This window comes from Shewanella sp. SW24, assembly GCF_025653395.1.
GTDB classification, from domain to species: Bacteria; Pseudomonadota; Gammaproteobacteria; order Enterobacterales; family Shewanellaceae; genus Shewanella; species Shewanella oncorhynchi.
The window spans coordinates 30,886-50,373 of the sequence record NZ_JAKKSH010000015.1; the positions used below are offsets into that span (position 1 = coordinate 30,886).

At 45.9% G+C, this 19,488-nt stretch carries 20 protein-coding genes; 15 read left to right on the forward strand and 5 right to left on the reverse strand.

Features of this window, described 5'->3' with window-relative positions:
- Nucleotides 1–94: 94 nt before the first annotated feature.
- Complete coding sequence (gene suhB, locus L5M17_RS13560) at nucleotides 95–898, reverse strand: inositol-1-monophosphatase (protein WP_028759815.1); 804 nt, start codon at nucleotides 896–898, stop codon at nucleotides 95–97.
- A 153-nt stretch (nucleotides 899–1,051) separates the two neighbouring features.
- Between suhB and trmJ the strand changes: the two genes are divergently transcribed.
- The 14 genes from trmJ to L5M17_RS13630 all read left to right on the forward strand — a co-directional run bounded on the left by trmJ (nucleotide 1,052) and on the right by L5M17_RS13630 (nucleotide 11,547).
- Entirely contained in the window at nucleotides 1,052–1,780 is a 729-nt protein-coding gene (trmJ, locus tag L5M17_RS13565) for a tRNA (cytosine(32)/uridine(32)-2'-O)-methyltransferase TrmJ (RefSeq protein ID WP_028759816.1), read from the forward strand.
- A 40-nt stretch (nucleotides 1,781–1,820) separates the two neighbouring features.
- Nucleotides 1,821–2,642, forward strand: coding sequence for a serine O-acetyltransferase (gene cysE / locus L5M17_RS13570; protein WP_028759817.1), 822 nt, complete (start codon nucleotides 1,821–1,823; stop codon nucleotides 2,640–2,642).
- A 378-nt stretch (nucleotides 2,643–3,020) separates the two neighbouring features.
- Complete coding sequence (gene iscR, locus L5M17_RS13575) at nucleotides 3,021–3,482, forward strand: Fe-S cluster assembly transcriptional regulator IscR (RefSeq protein ID WP_006081858.1); 462 nt, start codon at nucleotides 3,021–3,023, stop codon at nucleotides 3,480–3,482.
- An 80-nt stretch (nucleotides 3,483–3,562) separates the two neighbouring features.
- Nucleotides 3,563–4,777, forward strand: a complete 1,215-nt coding sequence (locus L5M17_RS13580; protein ID WP_263148110.1) for an IscS subfamily cysteine desulfurase — start codon at nucleotides 3,563–3,565, stop codon at nucleotides 4,775–4,777.
- Nucleotides 4,778–4,814: 37 nt separating this feature from the next.
- The gene (gene iscU / locus L5M17_RS13585) at nucleotides 4,815–5,198 is read left to right on the forward strand and encodes a Fe-S cluster assembly scaffold IscU (protein WP_006081856.1); all 384 of its coding nucleotides are present in this window, start codon (nucleotides 4,815–4,817) and stop codon (nucleotides 5,196–5,198) included.
- 14 nt (nucleotides 5,199–5,212) lie between these two features.
- Nucleotides 5,213–5,536: an iron-sulfur cluster assembly protein IscA gene (gene iscA, locus L5M17_RS13590; protein ID WP_006081855.1), complete on the forward strand. Its 324-nt coding sequence runs from the start codon at nucleotides 5,213–5,215 to the stop codon at nucleotides 5,534–5,536.
- A 16-nt stretch (nucleotides 5,537–5,552) separates the two neighbouring features.
- Nucleotides 5,553–6,077, forward strand: coding sequence for a co-chaperone HscB (gene hscB, locus L5M17_RS13595; RefSeq protein WP_263148112.1), 525 nt, complete (start codon nucleotides 5,553–5,555; stop codon nucleotides 6,075–6,077).
- Nucleotides 6,078–6,144: 67 nt separating this feature from the next.
- Nucleotides 6,145–8,007: a Fe-S protein assembly chaperone HscA gene (hscA, locus tag L5M17_RS13600; protein ID WP_198572276.1), complete on the forward strand. Its 1,863-nt coding sequence runs from the start codon at nucleotides 6,145–6,147 to the stop codon at nucleotides 8,005–8,007.
- Nucleotides 8,008–8,015: 8 nt separating this feature from the next.
- Nucleotides 8,016–8,354, forward strand: coding sequence for an ISC system 2Fe-2S type ferredoxin (gene fdx, locus L5M17_RS13605; protein ID WP_006081852.1), 339 nt, complete (start codon nucleotides 8,016–8,018; stop codon nucleotides 8,352–8,354).
- A 157-nt stretch (nucleotides 8,355–8,511) separates the two neighbouring features.
- Complete coding sequence (gene rimK, locus L5M17_RS13610; protein ID WP_006081851.1) at nucleotides 8,512–9,417, forward strand: 30S ribosomal protein S6--L-glutamate ligase; 906 nt, start codon at nucleotides 8,512–8,514, stop codon at nucleotides 9,415–9,417.
- 113 nt (nucleotides 9,418–9,530) lie between these two features.
- Nucleotides 9,531–9,728: a Fe-S cluster assembly protein IscX gene (gene iscX / locus L5M17_RS13615; protein WP_028759821.1), complete on the forward strand. Its 198-nt coding sequence runs from the start codon at nucleotides 9,531–9,533 to the stop codon at nucleotides 9,726–9,728.
- Between the two features lie 217 nt (nucleotides 9,729–9,945).
- A complete protein-coding gene (locus L5M17_RS13620) occupies nucleotides 9,946–10,113 on the forward strand; it encodes a hypothetical protein (RefSeq protein ID WP_081729028.1) in 168 nt (55 codons plus the stop codon).
- Between the two features lie 197 nt (nucleotides 10,114–10,310).
- Nucleotides 10,311–10,742: a nucleoside-diphosphate kinase gene (gene ndk, locus L5M17_RS13625; protein WP_011789197.1), complete on the forward strand. Its 432-nt coding sequence runs from the start codon at nucleotides 10,311–10,313 to the stop codon at nucleotides 10,740–10,742.
- 361 nt (nucleotides 10,743–11,103) lie between these two features.
- Nucleotides 11,104–11,547 (forward strand): Hsp20 family protein, encoded by a 444-nt coding sequence (locus tag L5M17_RS13630; RefSeq protein ID WP_028759822.1) that lies wholly within the window; start codon nucleotides 11,104–11,106, stop codon nucleotides 11,545–11,547.
- Between the two features lie 97 nt (nucleotides 11,548–11,644).
- On the opposite strand, the gene ilvN is transcribed toward L5M17_RS13630, so the two are convergent.
- From ilvN to L5M17_RS13645, 3 genes are all read right to left on the reverse strand, one after another.
- Nucleotides 11,645–12,139 (reverse strand): acetolactate synthase small subunit, encoded by a 495-nt coding sequence (gene ilvN / locus L5M17_RS13635; protein WP_028759823.1) that lies wholly within the window; start codon nucleotides 12,137–12,139, stop codon nucleotides 11,645–11,647.
- The gene (locus L5M17_RS13640) at nucleotides 12,139–13,857 is read right to left on the reverse strand and encodes an acetolactate synthase 3 large subunit (RefSeq protein WP_105252618.1); all 1,719 of its coding nucleotides are present in this window, start codon (nucleotides 13,855–13,857) and stop codon (nucleotides 12,139–12,141) included. Before L5M17_RS13640 ends, ilvN begins: the two co-directional genes overlap by 1 nt.
- A gap of 517 nt (nucleotides 13,858–14,374) precedes the next feature.
- Nucleotides 14,375–15,598 carry a multidrug effflux MFS transporter gene (locus L5M17_RS13645; RefSeq protein WP_263148114.1) on the reverse strand — a complete coding sequence of 408 codons (1,224 nt, stop codon included), beginning with the start codon at nucleotides 15,596–15,598 and terminating at the stop codon, nucleotides 14,375–14,377.
- A gap of 452 nt (nucleotides 15,599–16,050) precedes the next feature.
- Between L5M17_RS13645 and L5M17_RS13650 the strand changes: the two genes are divergently transcribed.
- Nucleotides 16,051–17,925, forward strand: coding sequence for a choice-of-anchor I family protein (locus tag L5M17_RS13650; RefSeq protein WP_263148116.1), 1,875 nt, complete (start codon nucleotides 16,051–16,053; stop codon nucleotides 17,923–17,925).
- A gap of 115 nt (nucleotides 17,926–18,040) precedes the next feature.
- Here L5M17_RS13650 and L5M17_RS13655 read toward each other — a convergent pair whose 3' ends face one another.
- Complete coding sequence (locus L5M17_RS13655) at nucleotides 18,041–19,432, reverse strand: SLC13 family permease (RefSeq protein WP_263148118.1); 1,392 nt, start codon at nucleotides 19,430–19,432, stop codon at nucleotides 18,041–18,043.
- Nucleotides 19,433–19,488 lie beyond the last annotated feature (56 nt).

Sequence of the window (19,488 nt, forward strand, 5' to 3'; positions counted from 1 at the left end):
AACAAAAAGGCCAGTGGGTGCTCTTAAAGAGATTACCACTGGCCTTTTTTGTATCTGTTTTATGCGTTTATTTAAAGCTAAGTGTTAATCTTGATTAACGCTTTAAGCCTTCGTTCAATAATGGACGCATGATCTTCACTAATTCTGTGGTCACCTTAGGCGAGCCAGCAACTATGTTGCCCGAAACCAAATAGTTATGGTTGCCAGTAAAATCAGTCACAGTACCGCCCGCTTCGCGGCAAATCAGATCGCCAGCAGCGATATCCCATGGCTTTAAGCCGATTTCAAAGAAACCGTCCAAACGACCCGCGGCAACATAGGCTAAATCTAATGCGGCAGAACCTGCGCGACGTAAGTCAGCACATTGGCCGAAGACTTCGCCGAAAATAGCCATGTAAGTTTCAGTGTGTTGACGCGCCTTGAATGGGAAGCCAGTACCAATCATAGTAGGTGCTAATTCATTCACGTTGGTAACACGCAGGCGGAAATCATTGAGTTTGGCGCCTTTACCACGGACGGCGGTAAAGAGTTCTTCACGGACAGGATCGTAAACAACGGCAACTTCAGTCTTGCCTTTGTATTGCAGAGCGATAGAAACCGCGAAGTGGGGAATGCCTCTAACAAAGTTGTTAGTGCCATCCAGAGGGTCGACTATCCAAACATAGTCTTTATTCTCACCGCGGTTTTCGCCTTTCTCTTCACCCACGATAGTGTGATCAGGGTAAGATTTACGAATTTGGTAAGTAATTGTCGCTTCTGCTTCCTTGTCTACACTGGTAACAAAATCGTTGATACCTTTTGAACTGACTTCGATACGGTCAAGTTCAGTATAGGCGCGCATAATAGTTTGGCCGGCCGCGCGGGCAGCGCGTACAGCAATCGTCAGCATCGGATGCATTGCAATCCCCTGGATGTTAAAGAACGTTAAAATAGCGGGCGGTATTATACTCGATTTGATAGTTATATCAAATACCGATTTTCATATAAGCATTCGGCAATGGCTGTGATAATATTCGTCCCCAACGTTTTATGAATTAAATTAAGTTGTTTCATGCTAAGTAATATTCGAGTGGTTTTAGTGGGGACTTCGCACCCCGGCAATATTGGTTCTACTGCCAGAGCGATGAAGACTATGGGTCTGTCTACTCTGTATCTTGCAGAACCCCGGGTTGAGCCCGATGGTCATTCCATAGCATTAGCCGCGGGTGCATCGGATATTCTGAAACATCTTGTGAAAGTGGATTCACTTGCTGAAGCGATTGCCGATTGCAGTCTAGTGATTGCAACCAGCGCGCGCAGTCGCACTTTAGATTGGCCCATGTTAGAGCCAAGACAAGCTGGGGTGAAATTAGCGACCGAGGCACTTAAAGGCCCTGTTGCGATTGTGTTTGGCCGTGAAAACCATGGTTTAAGCAATGAAGAGCTGCAACAGTGCACTTATCATGTGGCTATCCCTGCAAATCCAGAGTACAGCTCGCTTAATCTGGCGCAAGCCGTACAAATCATTTGTTATGAAACCCGCGTTGCCCATCTCGCGCAAAAAGACGTTGCCGAAGAAGAGCTGACTGAGTATCCCTTGGCTGCCGATCAGGAACGTTTTTTCGCACACCTTGAAACGACACTGTTATCAACTGGATTTATCATCAAGAACCATCCTGGACAAGTGATGATGAAACTTCGCCGCTTGTTTAGTCGTGCACGGATTGAGAGTCAGGAAATGAATATCCTCAGGGGCATTTTGACGTCAATTGAGAAAGTGGCGGGTTCTAAAGAAAAATAGCCAAACCTTAATAATTAACACTAATCGCGAAGGATAAACAATGGGCGTGATAGCTAGGCTAAAAGAAGATATTGAATCTATATATCACCGTGATCCTGCGGCGCGTAGCGCGTTTGAGATCTTGGTTAACTATCCAGGCATGCATGCCATTTGGTTGCATCGGATAAGCCATAAGCTATGGAAGCGCGATTGGCGCTTAACGGCACGTTGTTTATCGACGTTTTCCCGTTGGTTGACAGGAGTTGAAATCCATCCAGGGGCAACCATAGGTCATCGATTTTTTATCGACCACGGTATGGGCGTTGTGATAGGTGAAACGGCTGAGATTGGTGATGATTGCACCCTTTATCACGGTGTCACGCTTGGTGGAACCACCTGGCAGGCGGGGAAACGTCACCCTACGTTAGCCAATAACGTGGTGGTGGGCGCAGGGGCAAAAATCCTCGGTCCTATTACCATGCACGATGGTGCGCGTGTGGGTTCTAATTCTGTTGTGGTGAAAGATGTGCCCAAAGATACCACGGTTGTGGGGATTCCTGGGCGCGTAGTGGCTACACCGTCACCGCAATCGAAAGAGAAAACTGAACGCCGCAGCGCGATGGCAAAAAAATATGGCTTCGATGCGTATGCGGTATCACCGGATAATCCCGATCCGGTGGCCAATGCAATAGGGCAGATGCTCGATCACATGCATTTGATGGACTCGAAAGTTCAAGAGTTATGTCAAGCCATTCAAGGGCTGGGTGGCAATGTCTGCACTGAAAAACTGCCAGAGCTGGATATGGGCGAGTTTAATGATGCAGAAAAAGCGGCAGCGGAAAAACGCCATAGTGCATTAGATGAGTTTGATCCGAGTATCTAAGTTTCAAGAAATAGTTCAACGAAATGATTTAACTTAGCGGTCTAACTTGCTTAAGGGTTGACCCTCACAAGGGTCTCCTTTAGCGTTTTACTTTAGCTCATCCTGTTGTAAAGGCGCATATTGCGATCAAACCTGAGTTTGATGGCGCCATAGTACCGAGATCACTTTTATCCTGCGTTTATATCGTGCTAGATGTCGATTAATTGGCGCTTTAGCATTGAATCTTAGGCTAGAAAAAGGTTAAATACCCCACCAAGATGAAAGGGTATTGGTTATGTGCACACTCATATACTTGAGTGTTTTAGTAGGTTTTAATACTTGACTGAATTACTCGGGTATGTTGAAATAATGCATACCTGTTCGGGAGCTATGGTAGTTATGAAACTTACATCAAAAGGTCGTTATGCAGTAACCGCTATGCTAGATGTGGCAATCCACTCAGCATCGGGACCAGTTCCCTTAGCGGATATCTCTGAAAGACAAGGTATTTCGCTTTCCTATCTGGAACAACTCTTCGCTAAGCTAAGAAAACACGGTTTAGTTGCCAGTGTACGTGGACCGGGCGGTGGTTATCGCTTAGGCCTAGAAGCCAATGATATTTCAGTCGGCATGGTTGTCCATGCTGTAGACGAGTCTGTCGATGCGACTCGTTGCCAAGGACTTGGCAATTGTCAGAGTGGAACTCGCTGCTTAACCCATTCACTTTGGGGCGATTTAAGCAAACAAATTTCCGATTTTTTAGATGGTATCAGTCTTGCCGGCTTGATGCAGAAGCGAGATGTGCAATTTATCTCACTTAAGCAAGACACTATGCAAAAGGAACAAAGAGTCAGTTTATAGCGGCACTTTGTTATATATAAAAATAATTTTTGTACGTTGTATGTAGCCTCTACCAGAGACTGCTCAGTACGGAGTGTGTTATGAAGCTTCCTATCTATTTAGATTATGCCGCCACCACGCCTGTTGATCCTAGAGTCGCGGAAAAGATGTTCCAATGCATGACAATGGACGGCATCTTTGGTAATCCGGCCTCACGTTCACACCGCTACGGCTGGCAAGCCGAAGAAGCGGTGGATATTGCTCGCAACCAAGTTGCCGAGTTAATTAACGCCGATCACCGCGAAATTGTGTTTACCTCTGGCGCGACGGAATCGAACAACTTAGCGATAAAAGGTGTTGCTCATTTCTATCACAAGAAAGGCAAGCACATCATCACCAGTAAGACTGAACATAAAGCGGTTCTCGATACTTGTCGCCAATTAGAGCGTGAAGGTTTCGAAGTGACTTATTTAGAGCCTGCGGTAAACGGCATCATTCCGATGGAACGTTTAGAAGCGGCAATGCGTGACGACACTATCCTTGTCAGCATCATGCACGTGAACAACGAAATCGGTGTGATCCACGATATCGATGCAATCGGTGAGCTATGCCGTTCAAAGGGCATTATTTTCCACATGGATGCGGCACAAAGTGCAGGCAAAGTGCCTATCGATGTGCAAGCCACTAAAGTGGATTTGATCTCGATTTCTGGTCACAAAATGTATGGCCCTAAAGGTATAGGCGCACTATATGTTCGTCGTAAGCCACGCATTCGCTTAGAAGCGCAAATGCACGGTGGTGGCCATGAGCGCGGCATGCGCAGCGGTACGTTACCGACGCATCAAATCGTAGGTTTAGGTGAAGCGGCTGCAATCGCAAAAGCGGAAATGGCCTCTGATGACGCTCGTATCGGTGCATTACGTGACAAATTATGGAATGGCATCAAGCACATTGAAGAAACCTATATCAATGGTGATGCGATTGAGCGTGTTAGCGGTAGCCTCAACGTCAGCTTCAACTATGTTGAAGGTGAGTCGTTAATGATGGCACTGAAAGATTTAGCGGTTTCATCGGGTTCGGCTTGTACCTCAGCCAGCCTAGAGCCTAGTTACGTATTACGTGCACTTGGCTTAAATGATGAAATGGCACATAGCTCGATTCGTTTCTCAATCGGCCGTTTCACAACCGAAGAAGAAATCGATCACGCTATCGAAGTTATTACTCAATCTATTGATAAATTAAGAGAAATGTCTCCTTTGTGGGAAATGTTTAAAGATGGGATCGATCTGAACCAAGTTCAGTGGGCACATCATTAATTCTGACCTTTACAATAGATAATTTTGGAGCAGTACCATGGCTTACAGTGAAAAAGTGATAGATCATTATGAGAATCCACGTAACGTTGGTTCTTTTGATAAAAACGATCCTTCGGTCGTGACCGGTATGGTAGGCGCGCCTGCTTGCGGTGACGTGATGAAACTTCAGTTGAAAATTGGTGCTGATGGCATCATTCAAGACGCTAAGTTCAAAACTTACGGTTGTGGTAGCGCAATTGCGTCTAGCTCACTGGTAACTGAGTGGGTTAAAGGCAAGACTATCGAACAAGCTGCGGCGATCAAAAATACGGATATCGCTGAAGAATTGGCATTGCCACCAGTGAAGATCCACTGTTCAATTTTGGCTGAAGATGCCATTAAAGCTGCTATCGACGAGTACAAATCGAAACAAGCTAAGTAACATCTGGAGTTAAGATGGCGATTACAATGACCCCAGCGGCAGCCGATCGTGTCAGATCTTTCTTAGTCAACCGAGGCAAAGGTGTAGGCCTGCGTCTCGGCTTAAGAACATCAGGCTGTTCTGGTATGGCTTATGTACTTGAGTTCGTTGATTCTTTAAATGATGACGATGAAGTGTTTGATATCGAAGATGTGAAAATCATCATAGATGCCAAGAGCCTTATCTATCTTCAAGGGATCGAGCTGGATTTTGTTAAAGAAGGGCTGAATGAAGGCTTCCAATTTAATAATCCTAACGCAAAAGGTGAGTGTGGTTGTGGTGAGAGTTTCACTGTTTAACCGCTAAAGTTGACGCATGAATTATTTCGAGCTGTTTAAATTTCCCCCTGCCTTCGATATTGATACCGCCTTACTTGCAGAACGCTATCGCGAACTGCAACGGGCGGTTCATCCCGATAAATTTGCCAATGATACTGATCAGCAAAAATTGCTGTCGGTGCAGCGCACGGCGCAAGTCAATGATGGTTTTCAAACCTTAAAAGATCCCATTCGCCGCGCCGAGCATATGTTATCGCTGCGTGGTATTGAATTAAGCCATGAAACCACGACAGTGAAAGATACTGGCTTCTTGATGCAGCAAATGGAATGGCGCGAGGCGTTAGAAGATATACGCGATAGTGCCGATCCTCAAGCGAGTATTGACGAGCTATATCAATCTTTTGCGCAGTACCGCGCGCAACTCACTCAGCAATTGACTCAACTGTTAACCAGTGAGCAGGCTGAAGATGCATTGTTAGCGGCAGATCAAGTTCGCAAACTCAAATTTATGGCAAAATTACACGACGAGTTGACCAGAGTCGAAGACGCTCTGTTAGATTGATTTTCCGTGTTTATGTTACTTTGCTGACTCAAGTACGCTTGAGTTGGCATTACTAAGTTGGATATATATGGCCCTTTTGCAGATAGCTGAGCCCGGTCAAAGTGCCGCGCCGCACCAACATAGACTTGCCGTTGGCATCGATTTAGGTACGACCAATTCTTTGGTGGCGGCCGTTCGAAGTGGAGAGACGGCAACCCTGCCGGACGAACTTGGACAGCATTCATTACCTTCTATCGTGCGTTATACCCAAGATTCAGTCGAAGTCGGCGCACTTGCGGCGTTGAGTTCGGCGCAGGATCCGCAAAACACGATCGTTTCGGTAAAGCGTTTTATGGGCCGCAGCCTAGCGGATATTCAAGCTGGCGAGCAATCATTACCCTACGAGTTTGCCGAAAGCGAAAACGGTTTACCTTTATTTGTGACTCCCCAAGGCCAAGTGAATCCCGTGCAAGTATCTGCGGAGATTTTACGTCCGCTGATCGCCCGCGCTGAAAAAACCTTAGGCGGCGAACTGCAAGGCGTGGTGATCACTGTGCCTGCGTATTTCGATGATGCCCAGCGCCAAGGCACAAAAGATGCCGCAGCTTTGCTGGGTGTTAAAGTGCTACGTTTGTTGAATGAACCGACTGCTGCTGCGATTGCCTATGGTTTAGATTCTAAGCAAGAGGGCGTGATTGCCATCTATGATTTAGGCGGCGGTACTTTCGATATTTCTATTTTGCGCTTGAATCGCGGTGTATTCGAAGTGTTAGCCACTGGTGGTGATTCAGCGCTTGGCGGCGATGATTTCGATCATTTACTGCAAGCACATATGCAACAAGTGTGGCAGCTTAGCGACATCGACTCACAATTAAGTCGTCAGTTGTTGATTGAATCGCGTCGAGTCAAAGAAGCCTTAACGGATGCAGCAGAAACTGAAGCAAAAGTGATCCTTGCCGATGGTACTGAACTGACGCAAATCGTTACTAAAGCTGAATTTGATGCCATGATTGCGGCATTGGTGAAAAAGACGATTGCCAGCTGTCGCCGTACCCTGCGTGATGCGGGCGTGACGACGGATGAAGTGCTTGAAACTGTGATGGTTGGCGGTTCAACGCGCGTGCCATTAGTGCGTGAACAGGTCGAAGCTTTCTTCGGTAAACCACCCCTGACGTCTATCGATCCCGATCGTGTTGTCGCCATTGGCGCGGCCATTCAAGCCGACATTTTAGTGGGTAACAAACCCGAATCGGATTTGTTATTGCTCGATGTGATCCCTTTGTCATTAGGCATAGAGACCATGGGCGGCTTAGTGGAAAAAGTGGTATCGCGTAATACCACGATTCCGGTTGCACGGGCGCAGGAATTTACCACCTTTAAAGATGGTCAAACGGCCATGGCATTCCATGTGGTGCAGGGCGAGCGTGAGCTCGTCGCTGATTGCCGCTCACTGGCGCGTTTTACCTTAAAGGGTATTCCGCCGTTAGCCGCTGGTGCTGCGCATATTCGTGTGACCTTTCAAGTGGATGCCGATGGTTTACTTAGCGTGACCGCGATGGAGAAATCCACCGGCGTGCAGTCTAGTATTCAAGTTAAGCCGTCTTTTGGTTTATCGGATACTGAAATTGCCACTATGCTGAAAGATTCGATGAAGTATGCCAAAGACGATATAGGTCGTCGTATGCTGGCCGAGCAGCAAGTGGAGGCGGCGAGGGTACTCGAGTCTTTACATGCAGCGTTAGCGAAGGATGGCGATTTGCTGAATGCCGATGAGCGTGCTCAGATCGATGCTACTATGGCCAATGTGGCGCAAGTTGCCGCGGGCGATGATGCCGATGCGATTAAACTCGCGATTGAAAAACTGGATGAGCAAACCCAAGATTTTGCTGCCAGACGTATGGACAATTCTATTCGAGTGGCATTTAAAGGCCAGTCGATCGACAACATATAGGTGATGTAATGCCCCAATTAGTCTTTCTTCCCCATGCCGAGTTGTGCCCTGATGGCGCTGTGCTTGAGGCGAATGTTGGTGAGACCATTCTCGATGTTGCGCTGCGTAATGGCATCAATATCGAGCATGCCTGTGAAAAGTCCTGTGCTTGCACGACGTGTCACTGTATCGTGCGTGAAGGCTTTAATGATCTTGAGCCAAGTGATGAGCTAGAAGATGACATGTTAGACAAAGCATGGGGACTCGAGCCCGAAAGCCGTCTATCTTGTCAGGCTAAAGTGGTCGACACTGACATGGTGATTGAGATCCCTAAATACACGGTTAACATGGTTAGCGAAGGCAATTAATATTGCTTCGATAATGATTAAAACCAGTCCACGTGACTGGTTTTTTGCTTTTGGCGTTGAGCATTTGTGCAACTAATCTTGTCTATGCCTCTAGTTGTTTGATTTATCCTTGCGCAGGCGTATTATGCGCTCAAAATTAATGGTTGCCGGAGACCAAATGAGAATAGCGATTTTATCGCAAGGGCCAGAGTTATATTCAACGAAGCGACTCGTTGAAGCCGCTCAATTACGTGGTCATGAAGTACACGTAATCAATCCCCTTGAATGTTATATGAATATCAACATGCGGCAATCGAGTATCCACATTGGCGGGCGAGAGTTACCTGCATTTGATGCCGTGATCCCCCGCATTGGGGCGTCGATTACCTTTTATGGTTCGGCGGTGTTGCGCCAATTTGAGATGATGGGAGTCTATGCCTTAAATGATTCAGTTGGAATTTCCCGCTCACGGGACAAATTGCGTTCTATGCAGCTGATGTCACGCCGCGGTATTGGTTTGCCTATTACCGGTTTTGCCAATAAACCGAGTGATATTCCAGACTTAATTGATATGGTGGGTGGTGCGCCTCTGGTGATTAAATTACTCGAAGGCACCCAAGGCATTGGCGTGGTATTAGCCGAGACTCGCAAAGCGGCTGAGAGCGTGATTGAAGCCTTTATGGGCCTGAAAGCCAACATCATGGTGCAGGAATATATCAAAGAAGCCAACGGCGCAGACATTCGCTGTTTCGTGCTCGGTGATAAAGTGATTGCCGCCATGAAACGTCAAGCTATGCCCGGTGAGTTCCGCTCTAATTTGCATCGTGGTGGCACGGCGAGTTTAGTCAAACTAACTCCTGAAGAGCGCTCTGTGGCTATTCGTGCGGCGAAGACGATGGGATTGAATGTGGCAGGGGTTGATTTGTTACGCTCAAACCATGGTCCAGTGATCATGGAAGTGAACTCTTCACCAGGGCTTGAGGGGATTGAAGGCGCCACCACGAAAGATGTGGCGGGTGCTATTATTGATTTTGTTGAAAAAAATGCGATTAAAGTAAAAAAGGTGACGCAAGCACAGGGGTAATGCCTCGGTTGTCGAGTATTGACTACGGAATATCAACACTTGATTCACCTCCTTATGGGTAACGGCGTTAAGCACTAGCTTATCCATTCAAGCGAACAGAATAGGGGAAAACGATGACATTAACTTGGATAGATTCGTTAGATATTGCGTTGGAATTACTCGAAGCACACCCAGAGGTGAATCCCACTCAGCTGCATTTCACCCAACTGTATGAGTGGGTGTTAGCTTTGAATGATTTTGCCGATGATCCTAAGCATTGCAATGAAAAAATACTGGAAGCAATTCAGCAGTGTTGGATTGATGAAAAGTAGTGAGCACAGTTGTGGTACGGCTTTTTATGTGAGGCATCTTGTCCTTCAGAAGATTAACTAAGGTGATTTATCTCACGTATTTGCAGTGGCGCAGAGAATATTTGGCGAGAGTTTGATCACAGTCAAGTTCATTTCCTGTGGATATCGTAATTTGTTGTATATTGGTTAAGGCATTTATATGGCTTAACTTTATTATCGCAACTGCAAGGATGTTCACATGAAACTTTTGCTTGTATTGTTATGTATGCTTGTCCCTTCAATGGCTTGGGCTCATCCAGGTCATGGCGGTGTCGGTTTATTCCATCACTTATTAGATCTTGCACCCGCAGTCATTTTAGTCGCTTTGATTGCATGGGCTGGTATTTGGGCAAAAAACAAAAAATAATCCCATTTTTTAATGAGTTAATGAACCCTGCTAAGGATTTATCCTCCTAGCGGGGTATTTTGTGTGATCAAACTGATTACGAATAAAGCGAATGTGCGCAATATCTCAGACTAATTTGCTATAAAGATAGGATTTAGCTTTTAAATTTCGTATAATCCGCGCGAATTTTTTAAACTTGCTGACAAAGGAAGCTAGTTATGGCGATCGAACGCACATTTTCTATTATCAAGCCAGATGCTGTTGCAAAAAACCACATCGGTGCTATCTACAATCGTTTTGAAACTGCTGGTCTTAAGATCGTTGCAGCTAAAATGTTACACCTGACCAAAGAACAAGCTGAAGGTTTCTATGCTGAGCATAGCGAGCGCGGTTTCTTCGGTGCTCTGGTTGCATTTATGACTTCTGGTCCAATCATGGTCCAAGTATTAGAAGGCGAAAACGCTGTTTTAGCTCACCGTGAAATTTTAGGTGCAACTAATCCTGCTCAAGCAGCTCCTGGTACTATCCGTGCTGATTTCGCAGAAAGCATTGACGAAAACGCGGCTCACGGTTCAGATGCTGTTGAATCTGCTGCTCGTGAAATTGCTTACTTCTTCAGCGCTGAAGAATTGTGTCCACGCACTCGTTAATTCGATGCTAAGACTGAAAAAGGAGCCTAGGCTCCTTTTTTATTGGCTGCAATTTAGCGAATATAGATTTCCGTGTTGCAATGACGCTAATGCCTCTATACAAATCACACGTCAATTCAAAGTATTAAAATTAATAAGAGTTCGTTTTTGTTGGTCTTTTTAAATTTTGCACATTTTTTTAATTTTCTTGCTTGAAATTTTCTCTCCCGTCCTTATATCTATTTCAGGATAGCTCGATGAGGATCCTAGTGTGAATTCTGTGCCGTAAGGACAGAAGATTTAACTCGGCAGACTCTACAAGCGTTTTCATCGTGAAAACCGTCCGCCAATTCTCCATATTGCTTAAGACAAGGATATGAATATGCGTAATTATGATCTAGCTCCCCTGTACCGTAGTGCCATTGGTTTTGACCGTTTAGCTCAGCTGGCAGAACATGCCGCCGCTAATAATGGCAATACTGGCTATCCCCCATATAACATTGAATTATTAGGCGAAAATCGCTATCGCATTACTATGGCCGTGGCCGGATTCTCAATGAATGAACTTGAGATCAGCAGTGAAGGTGAGAAATTACTGGTGAAAGGCAACAAAGCTGAAAGCCAAACCGAGCGTAAATACTTGTACCAAGGCATAGCGGAACGCGGTTTTGAGCGCACTTTCCAACTGGCAGACTATGTCACTGTGCTCGGCGCAAGTTTAGAAAATGGCTTACTCAATATTGATTTAGTGCGTGAAATCCCTGAAGCATTGAAACCACGCAAAATTGAGATCACTTCATCGCGCTTGCTAGACAGCCAGTCATAATTGACACTGTGGTAACCACCTAAAAACAAGGGGAGCATAATGCTCCCCTTGTTTTTGTGTTCACGCAAAAAATGTCCGCGAGATTTCCGTGAGAAAGTTACGCTTTCATGGCCTTTTCTCCGCGAGCCAAACCCACCACACCGGAGCGAGAGACTTCGACCAATTTAGTCACTTCACCTAGCGCATGAATAAACGCATCGAGTTTCTCTGATGTGCCGACCATTTGGATGGTATATAAATTGGCGGTGACATCGACAATCTGGCCGCGGAAAATGTCCGCCATCCGTTTAACTTCTTCCCTAAACTCGCCTTGGGCGCGGACCTTGATAAGGGCTAATTCGCGTTCAATATAAGCTGACTCGGTAATATTCGAAACTTTTAACACATCGATGAGTTTATGTAGCTGCTTCTCTATTTGCTCTAACACCATTTCATCGGCAACGACTGTGATGTTAAGCCGCGACAGTGTGATATCGTCCGTTGGCGCCACCGTTAAACTTTCAATGTTATAGCCGCGCTGTGAAAACAAACCGACCACACGAGAAAGGGCGCCGGATTGGTTTTCTAATAATACAGATATAATTCGACGCATTAGCATTTCTCCGTCTTGGTCAGCCACATTTCATTCATCGCACCACCACGGATCAACATTGGGTACACGTGCTCAGTTTCATCCACCATGATGTCGATAAAGACCAGTCTGTCTTTCATCGCCAGCGCTTCTGCCATTTTTGACTCAAGTTCGGCGGGATCGCTGATCGTCATACCTACATGGCCATAGGCCTCGGCAATTTTGGCAAAATTAGGTACTGAATCCATATAGGAATGTGAGTGACGGCCAGAGTAAATCATGTCCTGCCATTGTTTAACCATGCCAAGGAAACGATTGTTTAAGTTGATAATTTTAACCGGCGTATCATATTGCAGCGCGGTCGAAAGCTCTTGAATGTTCATCTGGATTGAACCATCACCCGTGACACAGACAACCGTGGCATCAGGCATCGCCATTTTAACCCCCATTGCGGCGGGTAGGCCAAACCCCATGGTGCCTAGACCCCCTGAGTTGATCCAGCGGCGCGGCTTATCGAACGGATAGTACAAGGCGGCAAACATCTGGTGCTGGCCAACATCAGAGGCGACATAGGCATCGCCATTGGTCAGCTTATACAAGGTTTCAATCACTTGCTGTGGTTTGATGCGACCACTGTTTTTGTCATAGGCCAGACAATCGCGGCCGCGCCATTGCTCAATATCATTCCACCAAGTGGCGATGGCATCGTTGTCATTGTGCTCGTTCGATTCATCTAACAGTGTCAACATGCTGTCTAAAATACTGTCGGCCGACCCTACGATGGGAATATCGACGTGGATAGTTTTTGAAATAGACGAGGGGTCGATATCTATGTGCAAAATGGTCGCGTTCGGGCAATATTTTTCCACATTATTAGTGGTTCTATCGTCGAAGCGCACACCAATACCGAAGATCAAATCGCAGTTATGCATTGTCATGTTGGCTTCGTAGCGACCGTGCATCCCTAACATGCCTAGGCTGTTTTTGTGGGTACTTGGAAAAGCCCCTAGTCCCATAAGTGTGCTGACGACGGGAATATTTAATCTCTCAGCTAATTGTAAAATTTGCTTATCACAACCCGAGATAATGGCGCCGCCACCGACATAGAGCACAGGCTTTTTAGCCGCTAATAGTGCCTGTAGTCCACGACGGATCTGTCCTTTATGCCCCGAGGTTGTCGGGTTGTATGAGCGCATTTTCACGCTTTCGGGATAAATATATTCGTGCAGTAGCGCTGGGTTTAAGCAATCTTTTGGCAGGTCGACGACCACAGGCCCAGGACGGCCGGTAGAGGCAATATAAAAGGCTTTTTTTATCGTTTCAGGGATTTGAGTGGGATCTTTAACTAAAAAGCTATGTTTGACCACTGGACGAGAGATGCCGATCATATCGCATTCTTGGAAGGCGTCATTACCGATAAGGTTGCTCGGTACTTGACCCGATAATACGACGAGGGGAATAGAGTCCATGTAGGCGGTGGCAATACCGGTAATCGCGTTGGTGGCACCGGGTCCTGAAGTGACTAATACCACACCCACTTTACCCGTGGCGCGGGCGTAGCCATCGGCCATGTGTACGGCGGCTTGTTCGTGGCGAACGAGTATGTGTTCAATACCTGGGATAACGTGCAGGGCATCGTAGATATCTAAAACTGAACCGCCAGGATAGCCAAAAATGTGCTTTACGCCTTCATCAATCAAAGAACGCACTATCATGCTGGCGCCGGATAACATCTCCATGTGGAACTCCTATTGCATAGTACCGTTACGGTAAACAGTATTTTGTTACAGCGACGGTAATCGCTCTAAAAATTAAGCCTGAAGGGTAATTCAGACTCCGAAATGCTGAACTGACTTCGTAGAAGACAAGTGATTCATCCTTAGGATGCAGCAACTGTTGCAATGAACAGAATTTCATCATATTCAAAAAAAACAACATTTCAAGCCTTTTATGTAAAAAGTAACCAACTTGAAACAATTTCACGTTTGAATGGGTGGAGAACTTGCTGGAATCGCCAAGTAATCTAGGCTGATTTATGGACTTATCTTATATTTTTCAGATTGTTAGATGTTTAAAAAGCAAAAACGGCACTAAAAGTGCCGTTTTGGTGTGGGACGTTAGATAAGCAGATACTTAACTGTTGCGATTAAATATTACTTATTTGCTACATTAGTGAAAGCCAATGCGCTGTTTTATGCGATCAAACATGTGTTGTAGATGAGGCATTGGCATCCATGATTTCTTAAAAATAGATCCTTAAATCGTCGGCTGTATTTGATGCTTTGGACGATTGAATTGGCAAATGCCGACTAACGCAATAGAGCCTAACATAAGAGCGGAGAAGGGCACTGCTGTGCCATCATAGAACACCGCTAATAACGGCCCCGCTAACGCGCCACAGCCAAATCTTAAGGTGCCAATAACCGCTGTTGCCGTTCCGGTTTCTTGTTTGAACTTCATCAGCACTATCGCATCGGCGTTGACCGACATCACCCCTAGGCTGCCCATCAAAGGAATAAGCATGATCACGGTAAAATGATAGCTCATATCCAGTAGGTTGACGGTTAATAAACCAGCTCCCGCAATAGCGCCAAAAAAGGTCGATACGTGCAACATACGCAGCGAACCATAGCGGCCGACAATGCGAGTATTAATGATATTGGCCAACATCAAAGCGCCAACGTTGGTGCTAAACAAGATGGCAAAATAGGATTTATCTAAGGCAAAGACTTCCATATAAACGAAGGGTGATGCGGTGAGATAACAGAAAAACGCAAAAGACGTTAACACGCCGCTGGCAATGTTTAACTTAACGCCAGATCGGGAAAATACGGTCGCATAGGCACCAAGAAACGATTTTTGGCTGCGGGTATCCATATCTTTATCGCTGGGCATTTTTAGCGCAAACAGCACGAGTAATAACAGGGTTGCTGCATAGGCAGATTGAATGAAGAAGATTAAATGCCAATCACCGAGTTCTAAGATAACGCTGCCAATGCTAGGTGCCAGTAATGGCGCTAACATCATGATTAAACTCACGTAAGACATACCTTTGGCGGTATTGTCGCCATAGACTTCTTTGATGTATCCCGGCACCACCACAGTCGCTGCTGCGCCGATAAAGGCCTGCAAAAAGCGTAGTCCAAGAAAGATTTCGACTTGACCAGCAAAACCAATCAATAAACTTGTTAGCATAAAGCCACTCAGCCCCATTATCACCATAGGGCGACGGCCAATGCGGTCAGCTAAGGGACCGAAACACAACATGCCCAGTGCATAACCTGCTAAGTAGATACTCAGGGACTGTTGCACTGTTGTGATATCGGTATGAAAACTAAGGGCCAATGTCGACATCGCAGGTAAGTACATGTCGATGGCCAATGGTGTGATCGCGACAATCGCCGCTAGCATGGGAATAAGCAGTGCTAAATTCGGTATACGTCTGCCGTTATGGGCAGAAGGTTGTGATTGTGGGTCCACTGTTACCTCGGGTGGCGAAAGAATTGAAAGCGTATTTCTCAGGGTTATGCGGCGTGGTTTAAATTGTACTAGGACAATTCACTCTAATCCGTCCATTTTTAGCCAGCATCTTGCGCTAATTGGCAGTGTTTGGGGAAAAGTGAATTGTGCTTCGATCAATTTTCACGGTAAGGCATTAAGCAATAGCATAGTAAAGCGCTAGGACAAATAAACCAATCTTTGCGATGATTTCTTTACCGTATTTTACCGATTAAATTGTAACTAAGTAGCAAGTCTCGATAATCGAGGTATAACCTTGGCGGCTCGAGCCGTTATCCTCCAATATGCTTCATTCAAAAGTGTTAGTTGTCATCTGAGTGTCACTGCTTTGTCATCTAGGTGTCTTTTATGCTGACTAATTTAGTGGGCTTTAGCTTCACCCTACTAAAAATAAAATATTCAGGAATGACACGATGAAAACACAACGACTCCCGCTTGCAGCCGCCATTATGGCGAGCTTATTGCTCGGTGCTTGCAGCGGTGATGATGGCGCAGTAGGTGATAAAGGCGACAACGGCTTAAATTCACTGGTTAAAGTGACCGCATTAACTATCGGTGATGCAAATTGTCCCGCTGGTGGTCAGCGTATCGATACCGGATTAGATGCCAACCATAATGGACAATTGGATGACAATGAAATTGCAGTCGCGCAAACCCAATATGTTTGCCAGCCACAAACTGCAAGCTTAAAAGCAGAGTTAATTGGTCGTCATCAGACTGGTGTTTATGGCTTAAGTGCTGCTGAAATCGTTGAATATCACAGTGCATCTAACCGTATTTTTGTGGTCAATGCGATTAGCGGCAAAGTCGATATTATCGATGGCAGCTTATTAGCGACTGCATCAAACACCACAGATCCTTTAGCATTGAATAATCTCGAAAAATTAGCAGAACTCGATGTTGCTAAGGATGTGGGTCAAACCTTTATGGGAAGCGTTAACAGCGTGAGTATTTCAGGCAACTTGTTAGCGGCTGCCATTGAGCGTGGTGACGCTGCAGGCAATAAAACCCAAGCCAATGGTTTTGTGGCTTTTTATCAGCTTAACGGCACAGATGCTCCGCAGTTTATCAGCACCGTCGAAGTCGGTGCTTTACCCGATAATGTGGTGTTCACCCACGACGGTAAAACCTTACTCGTGGCCAATGAAGGCGAACCTAATCCTGCTTATACCTTAGATCCTGACGGCAGTGTTGCGTTGATTGCTATTACTGACGGTAAGCCCGCAGCTACTGCGACCATCATAAATTTTAGTGCGTTTAATCAGGGCGGTGCGCGTGCAACTGAAATCACCGCTGACATTAAAATTAATGGTCCAATGGCGAGTGTGGCGCAGGATTTAGAACCTGAATATATCGCCATTAGCCAAGATAACCGCCGTGCATTTGTCAGTTTACAAGAGAACAATGCTATTGCCGTGATTGATATCGCCAATGCGAAAGTCTCTAAGATTTTACCGCTAGGCCTCAAAGATTACGGGCTTGATGTGAATAAAATTGATGCGAGTGACAAAGACAATCTTGTTAACCTGCAAAGCTACACTGGGGTGTACGGCATGTATCAACCCGATACCCTTGCTAGCTACCGTTGGAATAACACTGACTTTATTGTGACTGCGAATGAAGGTGACTCCCGTGACTATGCGGCTTTTTCGGAAGAAGCCCGCGCAGGGGATTTAGTGCTCGACCCGAATCACCCACAATTTGCCGCCGCAAAAGATAAAACCCAATTAGCGCGTCTTAAGGTAACGACGAGCATGGGTGACGATGATAAGGATGGCGACTACGACAAAGTCGTGAGCTTTGGTGCTCGTTCCTTCTCGATTTGGAATGCCGATGGTCAGCAAGTGTTTGACAGTGGAAGTGATTTTGAGCGTATTACCGCCGCACTACTGGGGGATAAGTTCAACAATAACAACGAAGAAAATAAAGGTGATAGTCGCAGCGATGACAAGGGGCCAGAGTCAGAAGCTTTAGCCCTAGGCCAAATTGGTCAACGACTATATGCCTTTGTTGGTTTAGAACGTACCTCTGGCTTTATGATCTATGACGTGACTAATCCTTTTGATGTGCATTTTGTCGACTATGTTGTGAACCGTGATTTTGAAGCTGACTTCGTTGTCGATACCGCTACAGGTGCAGTCAAAGGTGATGCAACATTGGCGGGTGATTTAGGGCCAGAAGGGATGAAATTTGTCAGTGCCGATAAAAGCCCTAACGGTAATCCTTTGTTAATCATAGGCAATGAAGTCAGTGGCACAACGAGTGTTTACCAACTCAAGATCAAGTAATTGAGTTTTATTCAGTCACCTGAGCATCGCGCTTTGGACGTGGGCCTTGTGGGTTCTTGATATAACCGCTCTAAAATCCACCATTGGCGGCATGAATACCGCCAATGGTGAGGGTTTAGGCTATCCAACCGAGCCATAGCCACCACAGATAATCCAGTGGAATAAGTGCAACTAGAGTTATTGCCGCTAGAGGTAAGGTGATGCGAAGTAGTTTAGTTAATGGCTCTTGGGATAATTGCATCGCCAAAATCAAAGGAGCCACTTGATAAGGAAAAATCACGGTTGAGAAACCGATCACCTGCGTCATTAATATCGCTGGAGTGGAGAAGCCAGTTGCATTGGCAAAGTCTGCTGCCATGGGGGATAACACAGTCGGCACGCCTGGAACCGTTGCCACTAATCCTGTTAGCGTCGCGATTAACGATAACGACATAAAATTCAGGAACGATGCCCCTTGCTGCAAGGGTAACCATTCACTGAACAGTTGACCTAGCGCAGTGCCGAGCCCGGAATGATTGACCAATGCTCCCAGACCTAAGGCTGCCGCGACAAAAATGACGGTCGACAAATCCACTGAACTATTAAAACTCTTAGACTCAAGCACTCCCCATTTGGGGAGCAATAACAAGATAGCCGTTGTTAATCCTACCCAAGCGGGATTAATGCCGTGCAGCGAGTCAGTCACCCAAAAGAGCAAAGTAATAGTCAGTAACAGTGCAACTTTATTTTGCATATCAAGGTTGTAAGCTTCTTTTTTAATAACGCGTTCAGGCTGGTTGTTATCAATTTTTGCAGGAAATAGGAAAACGACTAGCGCCACAATCAATATTGATTTGAGTAAGCCAAGGATTGGAAAATGCAATAAGAGATACTCAGTATAACCAAAGTGGATATTGAATAGATTCTCACTGGAACCCGCTAATATCATGTTGGGAATATTCGCGGGCAACACGGCAAAACTGGGCATGTTGCACGCCAGTGCCAAGGCGGTCGCAATGCCTATCCGTCCATGGCTACCACGAGCAAAACCGACTTGCTCAGCTAACGCCATACCAATTGGCACCATGACCACAGCACGGCCAACGGATGAGGGCATCACAAAGCCAAGCAGCACGGCACTAAAGACCAAACCCGCAATCAAGCGTGGATAACTTGTGGTCAGTATGGGGGCAATCAAACTGGCCATTCTGCGACTTAAACCTGACTGAGTGATGGCACTGCCGATCACAAACCCCGAAATGATTAACCACACCGCAGTTGAGCCGAATCCGGAGAAAAGTATACTCGGCTCAATGAGTTTAAAAATGGTGGCAAGGGCAAAAAAGATTAACCCCGCCATAAAGGGCGGGAAGAAACCTGTGCTCCAAAACATCAAGGTCACTAACACTACGCCTGCGCTGTAGGAAAACACCGCGGGATGCTGACTTAGCGGAAAAAGCGCAAGTAAAGTAGCGATCAACAGTGCACTGAAAAACGCTAGCTGTTTAACGCCAATAAAACGTTTCATGTTTACCGACCTATTGGGTTGAATACGTAAAAGATGCCTACTAAGATAACTGACTT

Excerpts from the sequence above, each read along its gene's own strand:
- suhB (WP_028759815.1), bottom strand. The coding sequence starts at position 898 with ATGCATCCGATGCTGACGATTGCTGTACGCGCTGCCCGCGCGGCCGGC.
- trmJ (WP_028759816.1), top strand. The coding sequence starts at position 1,052 with ATGCTAAGTAATATTCGAGTGGTTTTAGTGGGGACTTCGCACCCCGGC.
- cysE (WP_028759817.1), top strand. The coding sequence starts at position 1,821 with ATGGGCGTGATAGCTAGGCTAAAAGAAGATATTGAATCTATATATCAC.
- iscR (WP_006081858.1), top strand. The coding sequence starts at position 3,021 with ATGAAACTTACATCAAAAGGTCGTTATGCAGTAACCGCTATGCTAGAT.
- L5M17_RS13580 (WP_263148110.1), top strand. The coding sequence starts at position 3,563 with ATGAAGCTTCCTATCTATTTAGATTATGCCGCCACCACGCCTGTTGAT.
- iscU (WP_006081856.1), top strand. The coding sequence starts at position 4,815 with ATGGCTTACAGTGAAAAAGTGATAGATCATTATGAGAATCCACGTAAC.
- iscA (WP_006081855.1), top strand. The coding sequence starts at position 5,213 with ATGGCGATTACAATGACCCCAGCGGCAGCCGATCGTGTCAGATCTTTC.
- hscB (WP_263148112.1), top strand. The coding sequence starts at position 5,553 with ATGAATTATTTCGAGCTGTTTAAATTTCCCCCTGCCTTCGATATTGAT.
- hscA (WP_198572276.1), top strand. The coding sequence starts at position 6,145 with ATGGCCCTTTTGCAGATAGCTGAGCCCGGTCAAAGTGCCGCGCCGCAC.
- fdx (WP_006081852.1), top strand. The coding sequence starts at position 8,016 with ATGCCCCAATTAGTCTTTCTTCCCCATGCCGAGTTGTGCCCTGATGGC.
- rimK (WP_006081851.1), top strand. The coding sequence starts at position 8,512 with ATGAGAATAGCGATTTTATCGCAAGGGCCAGAGTTATATTCAACGAAG.
- iscX (WP_028759821.1), top strand. The coding sequence starts at position 9,531 with ATGACATTAACTTGGATAGATTCGTTAGATATTGCGTTGGAATTACTC.
- L5M17_RS13620 (WP_081729028.1), top strand. The coding sequence starts at position 9,946 with ATGAAACTTTTGCTTGTATTGTTATGTATGCTTGTCCCTTCAATGGCT.
- ndk (WP_011789197.1), top strand. The coding sequence starts at position 10,311 with ATGGCGATCGAACGCACATTTTCTATTATCAAGCCAGATGCTGTTGCA.
- L5M17_RS13630 (WP_028759822.1), top strand. The coding sequence starts at position 11,104 with ATGCGTAATTATGATCTAGCTCCCCTGTACCGTAGTGCCATTGGTTTT.
- ilvN (WP_028759823.1), bottom strand. The coding sequence starts at position 12,139 with ATGCGTCGAATTATATCTGTATTATTAGAAAACCAATCCGGCGCCCTT.
- L5M17_RS13640 (WP_105252618.1), bottom strand. The coding sequence starts at position 13,857 with ATGGAGATGTTATCCGGCGCCAGCATGATAGTGCGTTCTTTGATTGAT.
- L5M17_RS13650 (WP_263148116.1), top strand. The coding sequence starts at position 16,051 with ATGAAAACACAACGACTCCCGCTTGCAGCCGCCATTATGGCGAGCTTA.
- L5M17_RS13655 (WP_263148118.1), bottom strand. The coding sequence starts at position 19,432 with ATGAAACGTTTTATTGGCGTTAAACAGCTAGCGTTTTTCAGTGCACTG.